Here is an 18,286-nt window from a genome sequence, read left to right on the forward strand (position 1 = left end):
TCAGCCAGGAAATTGACCTATGCGAAAAGAAACATTCGATTTGATCCAAGGAATGAAACTTGTGCCGTGGTTTCAGAATGTTGGGAAGCCAATAGAGAATAAGAGTTTGCTGCAGGTTGGTTCCTGGAAGCTGGCCATGAAGAGTTCTCAATCGGAAAATTGGGAGGCCGTTCAACTGCAGGTTACCAACTACACAAAATTCCTGCTGAATACGAACCACTTTACCCGGTTTGATTCTTGGAACCCGATACTTCGAGAGGTTAAAGCGGAATTGAATGCACAGCTAGGGCCTTTCGTGGATTTGACCGCAAATGCTAACAAATTGCCCAGCAGCTTTAGGGACACAGTCATGTGGGATTTGTTCAGTGCCTGCATGGAAACTGAATTTCAAGATGTCGCGGAGCCGATGTTTTTCTTGCCAAGGGCATTACCAGTTTATGAGGAGGGACATTTTTTGTGCGGCTGGGATGGAGAGAAAATGTCAGACTACTTTCGGGGAGTTTGGCCCAATGGAAGGTTGATGGTGTACTAAGCACACATAAACGATCGCGCGTAATATGAGGCGGGCTTTCAGCCCTTTTGCTTTAATGGGGCGAGAACCTGGGCCGATGGCCCAGGCTGGCTTGAAGCGGGCCTTTGGCCCTAAGCCGTAAACGTCGTCCGTAGCACCTCTTGACGAACGAACGGCAGTTATCAGAAGTATCTTAGCGTTCTGCTCCGACGTTTTCGAAGCGGCTGGCAGAAGTGCCTGGTTGTTTGCAGCAGCCATCGCAGCGGGAGTGATGTCCGTGATCTCGTGATTGGACAGGTGCGGCAGGCGGGTGAGGACTTCCCGGAGGTAAGCATACGGTTTGAGCCCACGCCGTAACGCCGCTGGTAAATTTGTTCGTGCCGGTGAGGGGGAAGGTCTGGCGGCCTTTCAGGCCGCGTGGGGGGAGACGCGGTGTGCCCAGGGCAGGCGAACTGCCCTGGGCTGGAGTCTTTTGGCCCGTTGGGCCAAGGGAGCGGGGTGGATGGCGGGCGAGCGGGGATTCCAAATTTGAGGATTTCAGATTTCAAAGGGGGAGAGATTACCGCGAACCACGCGGAATACGCGAACGAGGGGGTGGGAAGATTCTGGGCGTGTGGTTTTCGGCGAGGGTGGGCTGGCGTTGCTGAGGTGAGTTGCTGCGGGTTGAGACAACCCGCGCTCCGGGGGACGGGGCAGGGAGACGATGCGTCAAGCCCCGACTGAAGCCGGGGCTGGCCGCGTGGGGCGGACCCTGACCAAGACGCCGCATGGTACGGGGTAAAAAGCGGAGGCAAGCCTCCCCACTCCAAAGGTGGGCAGCCGGGATTTTCTGGGATGTGTTAGAGCCTCGTTATCCCGCACGCGGGACTGCTACGTTCTGAGGAGCGCCGGATCGGAGATCGGCGCTCCGGGGGGAGCGGGTCGAGGACGACGACGCCCCGATCCCGCATGCGGGACACGGGGTCCAGGACGAGGACGAGGGGGATCAGCGGGGGAGGGTTTATGGGGAATCGGTAGGAAACCTCGGCACTTGTAGATAAGTGCCGAGGTGCGGAATGGGGGGAGGGGGATGGGGCGTGATGAATAGTGGGTGGGATGGACTTGGTTGGCTACGGCGGACGTCGCGGACTGCCGGCTGGAATCCGGCAGCACGGGTCGCGGGTTTCGTCGCGGCTCGCCAAAGCTCACCCAATTTTAATCACACAGGGGGATGTGTCGGTGATTCGGAAGGTGGCAAAATGATGGACAGGCGGCAGTGAAGGCCTTGGTTTGGGACCGGGTGGAACCGATCCTTACCAGTGCATGGTTTGGCGGACGCGAATTTAGCTAAATGGCGGGAATTATTTTTCGGGATTTTCCGGTTTTGAGCGGGTTTTTATGCGTAAGATGCTCGTGATAAGTTGGTTGCGCTGTTTGAAAATATTTTCAAGAAAATGGCCCTATGACAGCGGATGTCATACCTGCGCCGTTATGGTAGCGGGCATGAAGATTGAGACAGGGAATGAAAATGGCGGGGGGAAGGCGGCGGCTCCGGTGGAGTCGGGGGCAGGATTTTACATTGGGGCGGTGGATTTCTTTATGGTTGGAGGCGGGCAAAAGGGATATGGTGCGGACATTCGCCGTGTAACCCGTTTGCTGAGCCAGCGCGTCTGGTTCTTTATCGCTATGATTTTGGGTCGTCAACGGAAGTGGTTGCTGCTGTGGGCGGGGATCGCGTGGACTGGATTTCAAGCGCACGGGGCGGAGGTGGATTTTGCCAAGGATGTGTATCCGGTGTTGCAGCGCGCTTGCTTTGAGTGTCATGCGGCAGAATTGCAGAAGGGGAAGTTGCGGGTGGATTCGCGGGAGGCGTTGCTCGCGGGAAAAGTGATCGTGCCGGGGAAGGCTTCGGAGAGCGAGTTGTACCGGCGCATCACGTTGCCGAAGGGGCATGAGGAGGCGATGCCGAATCGCGGGGAGCCATTGAGCAAGGCGGAGGTGGGGAAGATCCGGGCATGGATCGATGCGGGAGCGAAGTGGCCGGAGAATTTCACGGGCGGGAAGCACTGGGCGTATGAAGTGCCGAAGCAAGCGGCGCTGCCAGCGGTGAAGCAGAAGGCGTGGCCGAAGAATGCGGTGGATCACTTCGTGCTCGCGCAGTTGGAGCAGGAGGGTTTGAAGCCATCGCCGGAAGCAGACAAGGCGGCGCTCATCCGGCGCGTGACGCTGGACCTGACGGGGCTGCCGCCGAAGCCGGAGGAAGTGCAGGCGTTTCTCGCGGACAAGAGCGCGAATGCTTATGAGAAGCTGGTGGATCGCTTGCTGGCATCGCCGCAATACGGGGTGCGTTGGGCGAGGCCGTGGCTGGACCTGGCGCGGTATGCGGATTCGCACGGGTTTCAGCGGGATGATCTGCGGGACTTGTGGCCGTATCGGGATTGGGTGATCAATGCGTTGAACGCGGACATGCCGTTCACGCAATTCACCATCGAGCAACTGGCGGGCGATCTGTTGCCGAACGCGACGGATGCGCAGAGGGTGGCGACGGGATTCAACCGGTCCGCGCCGACGAATGTGGAGGCGGGCAGTGATCCGGAGGAGACGCGGGTGAACCAGGTGCTGGACCGCGTGAACACGCTGGGTGCGGTGTGGTTGGGGACGACGCTGGAGTGCGCGCAGTGTCATAATCACAAGTATGATCCGATCACGATGAAGGATTACTACGGGTTGTTCGCGTTCTTCAACAACACGGCGCTGGAGGCGGACCGGACGAATCCGAAGGTGCCGGGCTCCATCCAGTTCAAGGGACCGTTCCTGACGGTGGAGGATGCGGAGACGAAGGCGGCGCGCGAGAAGTTCACGGCGGAGATGAGCAGCATGGATGAGAAAATCGCCGAGCGGGAGAAAGCGCTAAGCGGCCAGGTGGCGGAGATGGAGAAGGCGCTGGCGGCGAAGGTGGGGAAAGTATTGCAGGAGCATGTGCTGGAGATCGCGCAGTTCGAGACGAAGGAAGGTTCGGCGGGGCAAGTGCTGCCGGACAAGTCGGTGCTGATCAATGACGAGGCGCCGGACAAGGACACGTATATCGTGACGGTGAATACGACGTTGAAGGACATCACGGGGTTCAAGCTGGAGACGCTGACGGATGCGTCATTGCCGGGGAATGGGCCGGGTCGTGGGGATGACAAGCGGCCGAACTTTGTGCTGAACACGTTCGCGGTGAGCGCGGCGAAGCAGAACAGCAGTGAGACGAAGCCGGTGAAGCTGGCGAAGGCGAAGGCGGATTTCGCGCAGAAGGGTTTTGATCCGGAAAGAGCGATCGATGAAGACGCGAAGTCGGCGTGGGCGATCAACCCGCAGTTCGGCAAGCCGCATTGGGCGACGTTTGAGACGGCGGAGCCGGTGGGGTTTGACGGTGGAACGAAACTGACGTTCACGCTGGTGCAGGAGTTTGGCGGTGGACGGTTGATCGGCCGGATGCGGCTGTCGGCATTAACAGGAAATCCGGAGGCGGAAGCGATGCCGGCGGAGGTGGTGGCGGCGCTGAAGGTGGCGGAGGCGAAACGCAATGCGAAGCAGAAGAAGGCGATCACGGAGTTTTGCCTGGCGCAGGATGAGGAGTTGCGGAAGTTGCGGCTGAAGAAGCTGGATCTGGATCGCAAACTGAAAGCGGCGAAGGGGCAATCCACACTGGTGATGCAGGAGGTGGAGCAGCCGCGGATGAGCACGGTTTTCGGGCGCGGAGATTTTCGGAGTCCGGGGGAGAAGATTGCGCCGGGTGTGCCGGGGGTGTTGCATAAATTCAATTTTAGTTCAAAGACCGCAAACAAAGCGGACGCGTTGCGGCCGGCTGAGGACAGCCAGCCCTACCCGACACGGCTGGATTTGGCGAAGTGGCTGGTGGACCGCGAGAATCCGTTGGTGGCGCGGGTGACGGTGAACCGGTGGTGGATGGAGTTGTTCGGACACGGACTGGTGGCGACGGCGGAGGATTTTGGCATCAAGGGCGAAACCCCGACGCATCCGGAGTTGCTCGATTGGCTCGCGGTGGAGTTCATGGACAAGGGGTGGTCGATGAAGCAGACACTGAAGACGATGGTGATGTCGGCGACTTACCGTCAGGCGTCGCGGGTGAGCACGGAGTTGCTGGCGCTGGATGATCAGAATAAATTGTATGCGCGCGGACCGCGCTTCCGCATGGATGCGGAGATGATCCGGGACAATGCGCTGGCGATGGCGGGTCTTATCAGTCTCGAACAGGGCGGGCCGCCGATCAAACCGTATCAGCCGGATGGTTTGTGGCTGAAAGTGGGCGGGCAGAAGTATGATTACGTGGTGAGTCCGGGTGAGGAGAAGTATCGGCGCGGCGTGTATGTGGTGTGGAAACGCGGTGCGCCGTATCCGAGCTTCACGACGTTCGATGCGAGCGGACGCATGGCCTGCACGGTGAAGCGGTCGCGCTCGAACACGCCGTTGCAGGCGCTGACGCTGCTGAATGATCCGGTGTATGTGGAGGCGGCGTTCGGGCTGGCGCAGCGGTTGATGCGCGAGGTGCCGCAGGCGGATGTGGGGGCACGGATCGAGAGGGCGTTCACGATCTGTCTGGCACGCGTGCCGAAGGCGGAGGAGGCGAAGGTGTTGGCGGAATTGTACGCGAAACAACTGGCGGCGTATCGTGCGGATGCGAAGGCGGCGAAGGAGTTGCTAGGAAATTTTGAGGCGCCGAAAGGTGTGGAGGCAGCGGAGTTTGCGGCGTGGTACGGCGTGGCGACGGCGATGTTGAATCTGGATGAGACGATCACGAAGAATTGAGAGGCTATGGATTACAGAAGCTCAAAGCTCAAAACTCAAAGCTCAAAAAAAGCTCCAGTTGGAAATGGCCAATGGGAGGCGGGCGATGAATTTTTGTATGATGCCTGGCTGGAGTCGGCCGATTTAACCCTGATTCTGAAGGATGAAACAGTTCTGCCAAACGGAAAGCCTAGAGATTTGCTGGAGAGAACGGCGCAGTTCGGGGAAGCCATTGTCAGATTCGCCAGGAAAGTTCCTTTGCATCCTGCCAATACGCGTTTGATAAGCCAGGTGGTAGGCGCTGGAACGAGCGTTGGAGCAAATTATTGTGAAGCCAACGAAGCGGTCTCCAAGAAGGATTTCCGGTTTATGATCAGCCGTTGCATGAAAGAGGCCAAGGAAACCAAGTTTTTCTTGAGGATGATAGCGGCCTCCGAAGCCGCGTTAGCTGAAGAAGCCAGAACACTGTATAAAGAAGCACACGAGCTGCTTCGCGTTTTCGGAAGTATGAGACATCATTAGTAATTTAGGCTTGGAGCTTATTTTGAGCTTTGAGTTTTGAATTTTGAGATTAGCCATGAACAACCATAGCGACATCAGTCACGTGATTCCCCGGCGGGAGTTTTTTCGGCGGACCAGCCTTGGGTTTGGGGCCATGGCGCTTTCGTCGTTGCTGCGGGGGGAGGCGTTGGGGGCGGTGAATCCGCTGGGGTTGCATCAGCCGCATTTTGCGCCGAGGGTGAAGCATGTGATTTATCTGCACATGATCGGGGCGCCGTCCCAGTTGGACCTGTTCGATTATAAGCCGACGTTGCAGAAGCTGGATGGGGAGGCTTGTCCGGAGTCGCTGACGAAGGGGAAGCGCTTTGCGTTCATCGGGGACAATCTTAAATTGTCGGGGACGAAGTTCAAATTTTCGCAGCATGGAAAGAGCGGGCAGAGCATTTCGGAGTTGCTGCCCTTTCTGGGCAAGGTGGCGGATGATATCGCGGTGGTAAGATCGTTGCATACGGATGAGATCAATCACGCGCCGGCGCAGATGTTTTTGCACACGGGGTTTGGGCGCGGTGGGCGGCCGAGTTTTGGTTCGTGGGTGTCTTATGGATTGGGCTCGGAGAACCGGGATCTGCCCTCATACGTGGTGATGTTGTCAGGCCCGCCGGGTGGGGCGGGGACGAGCTTGTGGTCGAGCGGGTTTTTACCGAGCGTGTATCAAGGCATCCAGTTCCGTTCGAGCGGGGATGCGGTGTTATTTCTTTCGAATCCGAAGGGGCACAACCAGGAGCAGCGGCGGCAGGTGCTGGATGCGGTGAACCAGTTGAACCAGGCGCAACTGGCGGATGTGGGCGATCCGGAGATCGCGACGCGCATCAGCCAGTATGAGATGGCGTATCGCATGCAGACCTCGGTGCCGGAGTTGATGGACATCTCGAAGGAATCGCCGGATACATTGAAGCTCTACGGAGCGAAGCCGGGCGCGGCGTCCTTTGCGAATAACTGTCTGCTGGCGCGGCGATTGGTGGAGCGGGGCGTGCGGTTGATCGAGTTGTATGATTCGGATTGGGATCATCATTCCAACTTGGAGAATCGTTTGCGGGCGAAATGTAAGGATGTGGATCAGGGGATGGCTGCACTCATCACTGACTTGAAGCAACGCGGATTACTGGATGATACGCTGGTGATCTGGGGCGCGGAGTTCGGTCGTACGCCGGTGGGCCAAGGCATCAATGGTGATGGGGCGAAGACGTCACCGGGGCGAGATCATCATAAGGACGCTTACACGATGTGGCTGGCGGGCGGGGGCATCAAGGGCGGGGTCAGCTATGGGGAGACGGATGAATATGGGTTCAACGTGGCGAAGAATCCGGTGCATGTGCATGACCTGAACGCGACGGTGCTGCATCTGCTGGGGATGGATCATGAGCGGCTGACGTTCAAGTATCAGGGGAGGGAGTTTCGGTTGACGGATGTGCATGGGCACGTGGTGAAGGGACTGCTGGCATGAAAGCCTTTAGGCGTCGGTGAAGGGGCCGGCGTTTTGAGCGGATAATTTTTCGCGGACTTTTACGCCACTCAGAGTGGCGACGGAGGATTTGCCTTTCAGTGACATCGCGGCGGCGCAACCGGCGGCTTCGCCGAGGGCCATGGCGGTGACGGTCACCCGTGAAGAGGCGTGGGCACCGCGCGTCGCAGAGTGGCAGCGACCGGCAACGAGAAGGTTTTCGACCTTTTTCGGGACGAGTGAGCGGTAGGGGATATCGTAAGGCTCGGGTTGGACTTTCTTGGGATCGAAATCATTGGCGCTGCCGATGACGGTTTTGTTCGGATGGAGGTCGAGATACCAGCATCCGGTGGCGATGGCGTCATCGAAACGGCGGGATTTCATCAAATCATCCTCGCTCAAGACATGCTGGCCGATGATGCGGCGGGATTCACGGACACCGATCCACGGGTAGGCCTCTTGAAAGTAGGAGTCGGCAAAGGCGTGCACATCTTGCTTCCAGGCGCGGAACATGGCGTGGGCATCGGCGCGGCCTTGCATCTCGGCGCGGGAGAGATCGGCAGCATTGGTGGGATCAGCGGGAACACGGACACCGTGCACGTAGATCTCATTTTTGCCGAAGAGGAACATTACGCCGGGGCCGTAGTAGTAAGGGAGTTCACCACGTTTTTGCGCAGCCGCCAAGGCCGTGCGGCATTGGGAGCTGAGGCCGGGAACGTTCTGCACGTTGCCGATGCGGAAGTGGAGCGTGAGTGGTTGCACTTCGGCGTTTTGTTCAAAAGGCGCACCAGCCCATGCGGCGACATCGGCATCGCCCGTGCAATCAATGACCGTCTTGGGCTTCACCGTCACGAGGCCGTCCTTATTGGCGAGCATCACAGTGTCGATGCGGCCGCCACTGGTGCGGACATCACAGACGAAAGAGTTGTAGAGAACGCTGAGATTGGCGGATTGTTGCTGAAAGAGGCGGTCGAGGAGCAGCTTGAACTCGAACGTGTTCGGGATGGTGGGGTTGTGGCGTGAAACGGTTTTGGCATCAGGTGCACAGACACCAGTTTTGGAGAGCAGTTCCAAGGCGATTCCGCGAACGACGACACGGTTTGTGGAGATGTGGGCAATACCATCGAAATAGGGCAGACCCACACTCGTGATGATGCCGCCTGCGAAGGGAGCTTTTTCCACGAGCAGAACTTTTGCACCGGCACGGGCTGCGGCCAAGGCGGCTGCGGTCCCGGCACAACCACCACCGCAGACGAGGACATCGGTTTTGATGGTGCGTGAGGCTTTCGCTTTGCCGGAAGACATAGTCGCGGCGGAAAGGGATTGGGTGGAGGTGATCGCAGCAGTGGTAGCTGCCGTTTGCAGAAAACGGCGGCGAGTCTGGGATTGGGCGGCTTTCATGGTGATGGAGAAAGGAAAGCGGTTTGAGGGGGAAAGAGCAAGCGGGTGTTAAACGCGAAACAGGCTAAGTGGCAAGGCTAGGAAGAAGGACGACGACGATTGAAAAGGTCAATGCAGCCTCGTTATCCCGCATGTGGGACGGCTACGAGAGGATGATCGTGCGGAAGGTGAGGTTGATGCGCGGGGTAGTGAGTTTCTTCGTGGGCGGCAGGCGATGGAGCCAGTAGGTTTGGCAAGTGCCTTTCATGAGGAGCAGGCTGCCATGTTCGAGCATCACAGAAACAGTTTCGCCGGTGCGTTTGTGTTTGAAGCTGAACTTTCTTTCGGCACCGAAGCTCATTGAAGCGATTGCGGTATCCTTGCCGATCATCTTTTCGTCATCGCTGTGCCAGCCCATGCCTTCTTCTCCAGTGTGGTAGAGATTGAGGAGGCAGGAGTTGTAGGTGTCACCGGAAAGTTTTTCCACGAGGGATTTGAGTTCACGCAATTCATTAGTCCAATGGAGCGCGTGCTTGGTGGTGCCGGAGTAGGTGTAGGAATAATCACGATCACCATACCAAGCGACTTTGCGTGCAGTGACGATGCGCTTGCCGAAGAGGATGGTTTCGTCGTTCTTCCAAGAGATGGTTTGGAGCAAGGTATCGTGGTAGCGCCAGGCTTCGGCGGCAGGCAAGATTGGACCGTAGTAATTCACAATGCCATCAGCGGGGAGAAGATTGGCTGAGGAATCGTGGTCGAGAAAATTGAGGCTGCCTGTGCTCACGGGGTTTTGGCGGTTGTCGTCCATTTATGGATGACGGACCTAAATGAGCCGGATGGTGAGCGGGTAACGGTAGAGTATGTTATCGGATGCCTTGATCGTGCCGATGATGCTCAGGATGAAGCCGAAGATACCGATCCCGATCAGTAATATGAAACCGATGAAGATGAACGCCAAGGGGATGCAAGCCAGCGAATAGATGAAAATGGAAAGGTGGAAGTTCAGGGCTTCCTTGGCATGCTCGGCAACGGATGTAGGTTCCGGCTTTTTCCAGAGATAGATGATGAGCGGCAAGAGAAGCCCGGCTCCTAACAAGAGCGATATGTGAGAAAGAATGACCCACAGACGGTCATTACCGGTAACTGCTGGCGGTGAAAGTGGCGGCGGTGTATCGCTCATGGTGGTAATCCTTGAAAGGAAGATGGCACGTCCATCTGCCTAGGGCAAGACGGCACTTCCCATCCTTTGCCGTTGATTCTGTGCGGGGGTTGGTTCAACAATGTCGCGCGTTCAGCCTGGGGTTCGTATAAGGGCTTCGGGGTGGCGCATATTTACCATGGCAGGCGAGTCTTACATTCCTAAGCCGCTCGATACGAGCAAGGTCCAGCTCACGGACGAGATCATCCGTCTCACCGAACTTTTTGCAGCCAATGCGCACGATGTCTGGGCGCAGCAACGTGTGCTGGAGGGCTGGGTTTTTGGTCCTAACCGGGACGATGAAAAGAAAGAGCATCCTTCGCTCATTCCCTACGAGCAGCTTCCGGAGAGCGAGAAGGAGTATGATCGCAAGACGGCGCTTGAGACCGTCAAGACATTGATCTCGCTGGGTTACAAGAAGGACAAGGCAGGTCGTGAAACTTTGGTGGCGAGTGATGATCTGAAGCAGCGGGCGAACGAGGTCATCGATAAGATGAAGAATCCGAAGCTGACGATCGCTGAATTACGTCGCTTTTGGGAAGAGCGTTTGCAGCTCGTCTGGTTTCAGAATGTGCAGGTTTACCGGCGCGCGGTGGATAACGCCCTGAAACTGGGTGAAGCATTTTTGGCCTTCGACATCACGGAGGAAGGTTTGCAGGCGTTTCCGGGTGACTTGCGTTTGATACAGTTGCAGGCACTGGCGTTGGCACGCACGGGTGCGACACGTCGGGCGAATGCGATTCTCGAGCAGCTCCGTCTCTCTGGTCACAAGGATGAGGAGACATTGGGCATCCTCGCCCGCACACACAAAGATTTCTGGCAGCTCGCGGCTGATCCCGAGGAAAAGCGCAAGCATCTCAAGACCAGTTACGAGCTTTATCTGGAAGGTTATCGCCGGAACACGGGCTACTACACCGGCATCAATGCGGCCTCGATGGGTCTGATCTATGGCGAGCGTGAAGCGGCTCAGGAGATCGCCCGCGCAGTAGTCGAGATGTGCTTGAGCAAGCTCGCTGCGTTGGGGCCGGATTCGGATGAAGCGTACTGGCTTGAGGCGACTTTGGCGGAGGCGTATCTGATCTTGGGCGATATGACCCAGGCGGAGCAGTACTACAAGCGTGGCAGCACGGGCGGTGTTAGTTCCGTGGTGCTCAGTCGCACACGTTCGCAGGCGCGTCTGCTCTCGGAATACATCGCAGGTGATACGCACCTGATGGATCATTGTTTTTCATTGCCGCGTATCGCAGTGTTCTCCGGGCACATGTTTGACCGGCCAGGTCGGAAGAATCCGCGTTTCCCACATACTATCGAACCGCAAGTCCGGTTTGACATCGTGAAACGTCTGGAGCAGGTGAAGGCGCAGGTGGGATACTCGTCTTTGGCCTGTGGCGGTGACATCATCTTTGCCGAGGCTCTGCTACATCGCGGTGGTGAGGTGAACATCGTGCTGCCGTTCAAGAAGGAGGACTTCAAGAAGGCGAGCGTGGACATCATGGAGGGCACGGACTGGGGCAAACGCTTCGACCGGATCATAGAGAACGCGGCGACAGTGACTGTGCTCAGCGAACTGGGTGATGCGAATGACGGTGCGGCATATGATTTTTGCAACCAGGCCCTGAGCGGACTGGCGATCTTGAAGAGCCGGTTCCTCGGCATGGACGTGGTGCCGATCGTGGTGTGGGACGGCAAGATGGGTGATGGCCGTGGTGGCACGCAGACGTTTGTAGATTATTGGCAGAACAAGCAGAAGGCGAACGTGGAAATCGTGGCCTTGGCGGATTATCTGCCCAAAGAACCTCTGACCCCGAGCGGGGGAACAGGTGATGAAAGCAGAGTGACGAAGTATCCAGCTCTGCCTGTGCCGGCATCGGCTGCCAGCAAGAACGTGATGGCGACGGGACAGGAGATCAAGGCGATGATCTTCACGGATATCGTAGGTTACACGAAGCTCACGGAAGTTCAGATTCCCGGATTCGTGCACAACTTCCTCGGCAAGGTCGCAGAATTGATGGAGCGCATGGAGCGTCCGCCCATCCATCAGAACACTTGGGGTGATGCGGTGTGCGCGGTGTTTGATCGGGTGGAAGACGCGGGAAGTTTTGCATTGAACATGCGCGATCTGGTGCGCGGCACAGACTGGAGCCATTACGATCTGCCGGAATTGAACATCCGCATCGCGCTGAACGCCGGACCGGTGTTCACATGTTATGATCCGGTGTTGCGCAAGCTGACGTATAACGGCTCACATGTGAATCGCACGGCACGCATTGAACCGATCGCTGAGGAAGGTCAGATCTACGCTTCGGAGGCATTCGCTGCGTTGTCTGCGTCCGAAGGGGTTTCTGCGTTCACTTGCGATTACGTCGGCACGAAGCAGCTCGCCAAGAAGTATGGGGCGATCCCGGTGTTTCTGGTGCGGCGGACGGCGTAGCGTCTGACATGTGGATTTCGCACCGCAGCTGAAGGGTTTTGCCTCAGCTTCCGAACTGTGAAATAAATATGTCTGGCTAATATATGTCTTGGTTCAAAAACATTTTTTGGAGGAGACGAGACACCGGTGCCGCCATCGCCAGTAAATCCTCCGGCCAGTCCTGCCGAGATATCAGCCTTTGAGAAGAAAACAGAAGTCAAACTACCGCCAGCTATGGCGGCACTGTACTGCCTGAGTGATGGCGTGCAGCCAGAACACGCCCGGACCTTCAATATCTTACGGCTGATGCCCTTGCAGGAAGCGGCTGAAACGCATGAGAATTTTCAGCAGACCGGGCTGGGTGAAATGGTGCGCCGCCATGGGATGATCTGTTTCTGGACGGATGATAGCTCCAATTATGCTGGCGTTTTCTGTTCAGGAATCTTTGAAGGACGGGTGTTTTTCCTGGATCATGATGGGTATTATTCGGGAGATCTATCCCCGCTGTTCCGGTCAGTGGAATCATTCCAAGCATGTCTCACTGAGGCGGTGGCGAGAAATCAGTTCGTCTATGCTTGCGAAGAGGGTGAAATCGAGATGGAGGAACTGAAAGAGAAGGTCAAGCCGTTCACGCATTATCGCTACTATGAGTCAATCGATACGGTGAACTGGCATGCCTTCCCGGTGGATTACCCGAGTGAAGCGGAGAAATATACCGAGACCGACCGGGCGGTTTACGAGCAATGCCGTAACATGCTCGCGAGTTCCAAAGGGGAAGAGGAAAGGCGATTCCTCATCTATGCGCTCGCACGGTTGGTGCCACCCTCGGAAAGAGCCGTGCTGTTACCTTACTTGAAGGAAGATGACCTGTGGATGCCAGCCCGACTGGCGAGCATGCTGGTTTCAGTGCGGGAGGCCGAGGCAATCCAGCACATCGTCACGCTGGCGTTGACGGGGAATCATAATTGCCGAGGACCTGCTAAAAGCGCCTTGGCGAAGTTGATCTTGCTGATGCCGCAGGTGCAGGGAAAAATTAAAGTGGAGTATTCCCGGCTAGGCGGTGACTACAGCGAAATCCAAAGAGATATCAAAGCTTTGGAAAGGTCTCCGACGCTGTTTTATCAGTGGTGACAAGGATGAACTCATGCCTGGTCAAGCGTTCAGGCGTGAAGAGGTTAATCGTCAATCAGTTAGTCAGAGCCTCCTTACGTCGGCTGCTACTTTTTGAGGTCCGCCTCGTCACCTCGGCGGCTATAGCTTAGCTAAATTTCGTATAGCCGGGCATGGCCATCGGGGCGGCGGGGAGAGGTTGTTTCCAGTCGAGATTATCGGGGACGAGTTTTTCCTTCGAGTTCATCGCCATCTCCCAGGTGATTTCCTGGCCGGTGTAGGCGGCCATGCGGCCCATGATGCCGGCCATGGTGCTGATGGCCATGCGATGGCCGTTGTTGATCGGATTTCCCGCGCGGATGGAGGCGAAGAGTTCGTCGTGTTCCGTCTGGTAGCTGAGATTCCACGGGCCGGGATACTTCCAGACTTCGGAACCTTCCGTGTGGATCTCGGTGACGGGTTTCTGGCGGTTGTCAGCGCGTGAAAAGGCGCGGCCTTTGCTGCCAAGGATCTCATCGGCCACTTCGAAATAGGTGCGGTCCTGATGACGGGCGACGGCGTAAGCGCGGGCACCATTGGACCACCAATAGTTCGCCTCGAAATGATCGTAGATATTGCCGCCGGGATTGGGAACGTTGCGTCCGCCGACAGCGACGCATTTGATGGGCGGTTCATCTTTCATCATCCAGAGCAGGCGATCCACGCTATGGATGCAGTTCTCCACGATGCAATCGCCACAAGTCCACACGAAGTTATACCAGTTGCGCAACTGCCATTCCACATCGGTCATGCCTGCGGGGCGCGTGCTGGCATCGGGCATGGGCTTGATCGCGCCGACCATGCAGGTGACATACATAGAGCGGATGTCGCCGATGGCGCCTTCATGCAGGCGTTTCACGAACTCGCGGCGGGAGTAATTGTAGCGCCAGTCGAAGCCGGAAACGATGGCGAGGTTCTTCTTCTTGGCGAGCGCAGCGGATTCGATCACGGAACGGACGCCGGGGGCATCCGTCGCGACAGGCTTTTCGGCGAAGACGTGTTTGCCCGCTTCAATCGCAGCTTTCAGATGCATCGGGCGGAAGCCGGGCGGGGTGGTGAGCAGGACCACGTCGCATGTCTCGATAACTTTCTGGTAAGCATCCAAGCCGACGAACTGGCGCTCAGCAGGCACATTCACTTTCTCTGGCTGCAGTTTCTTCAGCGACTGGAGGCCGATTTGAAGTTTATCTGCGAACACATCGCCCATGGCATGAAGTTCACAGTTGCTGTCCGCTGTCAGAGCCTGATTCGCTGCGCCATTGCCGCGCCCGCCGCAACCGATGAGGCCGATCTTGAGTTTGTCGCCAGTCGCACCGCGCATCACACTCGGAAAGGAGAGCGAGGAAGCCATGGCAGTAGTGACGGCAGCAGTCTTGATGAAGTCACGACGGGAGGATGTGTTGTCAGGCGTCATAATTTAGAGCGTAAGCAGCGATGCTGATGCGTCAAGCAACAGCGTGAGGTTCGACTATGCAGCTTGGATTTCAATTCAAAGTATTGTGATTCAATCGCATACGTTAGTTTGGGTGTGGCTAATAGTAAGCGGAGTGCAGGTTTTTGAGCAGTTGAAAACCTGTGTTATCCGTATGTATGCAAATTGCGGGATTGGGGTGGCGGTGGGTGGTGATGGGGTGGTTGGTTCTCTTCCCCATGGCGAAACTTCATGCGGCGAGTGCTCGTCCTTCTGCGGGCGCTCCGACGGCGACAGAGAAGTATGTGATGGATCAGGTCATCCTCGGGAATGTGGCGAACCTTTCTTCCGCATTTCCGAATGATGAACGGCGAGTGATACGGGGAGTTTTTCTGGAAGAACTGCTGACGGGTGTGCGTAAGGATTGTTCCATCCATCGCAATGGTGTGCAGATCGAGGGAGCGATCATCCATGATACGGTCGATCTTCGAAACGCCCAGATCAAGAATGACGTTCGCCTCATCAAATGCCAATTCAACGGCGAGGTGATCTTCGCGCAGGCAGATTTCGCGGATGGATTCTTGCTGGAGCGTTGCACGTTTGCCACGACGATGAATGGCAATGGCATCAAGGTGGCGCGTGATCTTTCGCTGCTGAAGTCGGTGTTCAACGGGCCGGTCAGCTTCGAGCAGTTGCAAGTGGAGGGTGTGTTGTTCGCGGAGGAGGCGTCATTCCTCAGCACGTCTGCGCCGGTGAATTTCAACACCTTGAAGGCGGGTGGAAATGTCATCTTTTCCAAGACGGTTTTTGCCGGTGCCTTGCAGATGCAGTACGGGCATATCACGGACAATCTTCGGTTCGATGGGGCGCGCTGGACGAATCATCTGGCATTGGCGAGTTTCGAGGCGACGAAGGTGGATGGCTCGGCTACTTGGGAGAAAGCGGATTTTACTGGTTACGTTTCTTTCAAAGACGCGAAGTTCAATGCCTTGAACTTGACCGGAGTGAAGTGGCCGGAACATGCGACGGGGGAATGGCTCTGGTTCAATGGCATGTCCTATCAACGCATCTCGGCGGGCTCGGAAAAAGATTCGTGGAGTAACCTGATGCACTTGCTGGATCGTTCAGCGCGTGGGACGGCTTACAGCATCGATATCTATACTGGCTTGCAGGAGTTCTATAAGCGGGAGGGATATCCCGGTGTGGCGAATGAATTTTTCTTTGCTCAGAAAAAGCGTGAACGGGAGGAAGTGCTGCACGGCACGGAATGGTGCTGGAGCTTGTTCCTAGATGTGTTCGTCGGTTATGGGCGCAGTCCTTTGAGGGCACTCTTCTGGAGCATCCTCATTGTCACTTATGGAGTGAGTGTGTTCCGTCCGAAGCGGATGGAGCCGCGCTCGAAGGATATCAAGACGGGACCGTTCAGCCCGTTCTGGTACAGCATGGATATGTTCCTGCCTCTGATCAAATTACACGATGCGGAGCTGTGGATGCCGAAGGCGGAGGCGCGTTATGCGCGGTTCTGGGGGCGCATCCACACGGTGCTGGGCTGGGCGCTCATCCCCATCGCGGTGGCGGCGTGGACGGGGATGTTGGAGAAGTAGGTGGATACGTAATTAATGACGCTACTTGGCGTCAAAAATCCATAGGCTATCGTATCCGCTTGGCTTCGGCGGCGGCCGGCTGAGGACAGCCAGCCCTACCATTCCGTCGGTACGTAATCTTTCAGGAACTGGCCGTACATGTGTTTGCCGGTGTTGATGCCGTCGATGATGGGATCGACGATGCGGGCGGCGCCGTCCACGATGTCCAGCGGGGGATTGAAGCGGTGGTCCTTCGCCTTGCGGGCGGCGATGGCGGCGGGGTCTTCATCGGATACCCAGCCGGTGTCCACGCTGTTCATGTGGATGCCGTCCACGTAGTAATCCGCAGCGGAGGTGCGCGTCATCATATTGAGCGCGGCCTTGGCCATGTTCGTGTGCGGATGGCGCGTGGTCTTATACTTGCGGTAGAACTGACCTTCCACGGCGCTGACATTGACGATGTGCTTGTCACGGTTGGGCGTGCGCAGCATCAAGGGTTTTAGGCGCGCGTTCAGGATGAACGGTGCGATGGCGTTCACCAATTGCGTTTCGAGCAATTCCACGGAGGGCACTTCTGCGAGGGTGAGACGCCAGGAATTGCGGTCGCGTAGATCGATCTGTTGCAGGTCTTGGTCCAAGCGTCCTTCGGGAAATAGGTCTTTCTGTGCGTGCAGTTCGTCTGGGAGCAAGGGGACTTGCGAAAGAGCGGCGGCGTGAGTCAGACCGGCGACTTCGGAGATGCGACGTTCGGCGACGGCCGCAGAAGCATCGCCCTCCGGTAACATGGAGTAACCGCGCAGGCCTTCGTAAGCGCCCAGCAGATTCTGCGCTTGAGCAGGCATGTCCTGCAGGGGACCGGTTTCTTGCGCCATCATGTGACTGTAGAAATCTGGCGGACGACGCACGGTCTGGCACGCATTGCTGATGATGAAGTCCAAACGATTACGCGTGGCGAGCAGATGGCGGCAGAAGGCTTCGACAGACGGCGTGTGGCGCAGATCGAGACCGAAGATTTCCAAGCGGTCCTTCCATAAATGGAAATCCGGCTCCTGCGAATAGCGCATGGCGGAATCGCGTGGGAAGCGGGTGGTGACGATGAGATGCGCACCGGCACGAAGGAGTTTGATACCCGCTTGGTAACCGATTTTCACGCGCCCACCCGTGAGCAAAGCCACGCGACCGGTGAGGTCGGCAAGTTCGCTGCGCTTGCGGTAGTTCAGTTCCGCGCACTTGGGGCAGAGCTGGTCGTAAAAGTGATGGATCTGCGAGTAATCCTGTTTGCAGATGTAGCAGTTCTGCGGTTCAACGACTTCGCGGAATTCAGGCTCTTCCACGGTTTGCTGCTCATCACTGGCGGGAGGCAGATAGTTCGGCGTGGTGAAAACGGGTTTGCGGCGCAGTTCGCGGATGCCGGTTTCGTGCAGGACGGCCTGATCTTTATCGCGCTTATCGGCTTTGCGCTGGCGCTGGCTGGCTTTCGTGAGGCGGCGGCGTTCTTTGACATCCGGGCAATAGACGAGACCGGCGGCTTGCACGAGGCGGGCGCGGTCCTTGGCGGACATGCCAGCGAGGAGGGCGCGGTTGGCGGCAACGGCTTCGAGCAAATCGGCAACGGCGCGGAGCTTTTCAGGCAGCGCGTTGGCGTCGGTCACCGGACTATTTTCAGCGGGCGTACTAATATGCGTAAACGGTTAGGTTTAACTTGATCGAGACGGAAAAAGACCCGTTTCGACGGTCGGAGACGGTATCTGGACGCGGGAAGGCGTCAAGCAGGGGTTGTGGGAGAGCGATTGGAGGTGATGAGCGCATAAGGCGCTGTTGATTTTTGAGAGGGCAGATGCTTCGGCGGCGGCCCGCTGAGGACAGCGGGCC

Annotated in this window: 12 protein-coding genes; 7 read left to right on the top strand and 5 right to left on the bottom strand. The window is 57.2% G+C overall.

Going from position 1 to position 18,286, the window contains the following annotated elements; genetic code table 11:
* The first annotated feature begins 19 nt into the window (after nt 1-19).
* From VGH19_10600 to VGH19_10615, 4 genes are all read left to right on the top strand, one after another.
* Complete coding sequence (locus VGH19_10600) at nt 20-532, top strand: hypothetical protein (GenBank protein HEY1171810.1); 513 nt, start codon at nt 20-22, stop codon at nt 530-532.
* Between the two features lie 1,461 nt (nt 533-1,993).
* On the top strand, nt 1,994-5,302 hold the full coding sequence (locus VGH19_10605) for a PSD1 and planctomycete cytochrome C domain-containing protein (protein HEY1171811.1): 3,309 nt from the start codon (nt 1,994-1,996) through the stop codon (nt 5,300-5,302).
* A 6-nt stretch (nt 5,303-5,308) separates the two neighbouring features.
* Entirely contained in the window at nt 5,309-5,803 is a 495-nt protein-coding gene (locus VGH19_10610; protein ID HEY1171812.1) for a four helix bundle protein, read from the top strand.
* A gap of 55 nt (nt 5,804-5,858) precedes the next feature.
* Nucleotides 5,859-7,286: a DUF1501 domain-containing protein gene (locus VGH19_10615; GenBank protein ID HEY1171813.1), complete on the top strand. Its 1,428-nt coding sequence runs from the start codon at nt 5,859-5,861 to the stop codon at nt 7,284-7,286.
* Nucleotides 7,287-7,292: 6 nt separating this feature from the next.
* Here the strand turns inward: VGH19_10615 and VGH19_10620 are convergent, their stop codons facing one another.
* The 3 genes from VGH19_10620 to VGH19_10630 all read right to left on the bottom strand — a co-directional run bounded on the left by VGH19_10620 (nt 7,293) and on the right by VGH19_10630 (nt 9,843).
* A complete protein-coding gene (locus VGH19_10620; protein ID HEY1171814.1) occupies nt 7,293-8,684 on the bottom strand; it encodes an FAD-dependent oxidoreductase in 1,392 nt (463 codons plus the stop codon).
* 142 nt (nt 8,685-8,826) lie between these two features.
* A complete protein-coding gene (locus VGH19_10625; protein HEY1171815.1) occupies nt 8,827-9,471 on the bottom strand; it encodes an alpha-ketoglutarate-dependent dioxygenase AlkB in 645 nt (214 codons plus the stop codon).
* Nucleotides 9,472-9,486: 15 nt separating this feature from the next.
* Nucleotides 9,487-9,843, bottom strand: coding sequence for a DUF4870 domain-containing protein (locus VGH19_10630; GenBank protein HEY1171816.1), 357 nt, complete (start codon nt 9,841-9,843; stop codon nt 9,487-9,489).
* Between the two features lie 157 nt (nt 9,844-10,000).
* Between VGH19_10630 and VGH19_10635 the strand changes: the two genes are divergently transcribed.
* Both VGH19_10635 and VGH19_10640 read left to right on the top strand, forming a co-directional pair.
* Nucleotides 10,001-12,292 (top strand): RyR domain-containing protein, encoded by a 2,292-nt coding sequence (locus tag VGH19_10635; GenBank protein ID HEY1171817.1) that lies wholly within the window; start codon nt 10,001-10,003, stop codon nt 12,290-12,292.
* 126 nt (nt 12,293-12,418) lie between these two features.
* Nucleotides 12,419-13,402, top strand: a complete 984-nt coding sequence (locus tag VGH19_10640) for an SMI1/KNR4 family protein (protein ID HEY1171818.1) — start codon at nt 12,419-12,421, stop codon at nt 13,400-13,402.
* Between the two features lie 127 nt (nt 13,403-13,529).
* Here VGH19_10640 and VGH19_10645 read toward each other — a convergent pair whose 3' ends face one another.
* A complete protein-coding gene (locus VGH19_10645; GenBank protein HEY1171819.1) occupies nt 13,530-14,834 on the bottom strand; it encodes a Gfo/Idh/MocA family oxidoreductase in 1,305 nt (434 codons plus the stop codon).
* A gap of 176 nt (nt 14,835-15,010) precedes the next feature.
* Here VGH19_10645 and VGH19_10650 point away from each other — a divergent pair, with 176 nt between their 5' ends.
* Nucleotides 15,011-16,435, top strand: coding sequence for a hypothetical protein (locus VGH19_10650; GenBank protein HEY1171820.1), 1,425 nt, complete (start codon nt 15,011-15,013; stop codon nt 16,433-16,435).
* Between the two features lie 95 nt (nt 16,436-16,530).
* On the opposite strand, the gene VGH19_10655 is transcribed toward VGH19_10650, so the two are convergent.
* Entirely contained in the window at nt 16,531-18,066 is a 1,536-nt protein-coding gene (locus VGH19_10655; GenBank protein HEY1171821.1) for an SDR family oxidoreductase, read from the bottom strand.
* Between the last annotated feature and the right edge of the window lie 220 nt (nt 18,067-18,286).

The sequence above is a fragment of the Verrucomicrobiia bacterium genome, assembly GCA_036405135.1.
GTDB lineage: Bacteria > Verrucomicrobiota > Verrucomicrobiia > Limisphaerales > JAEYXS01 > JAEYXS01.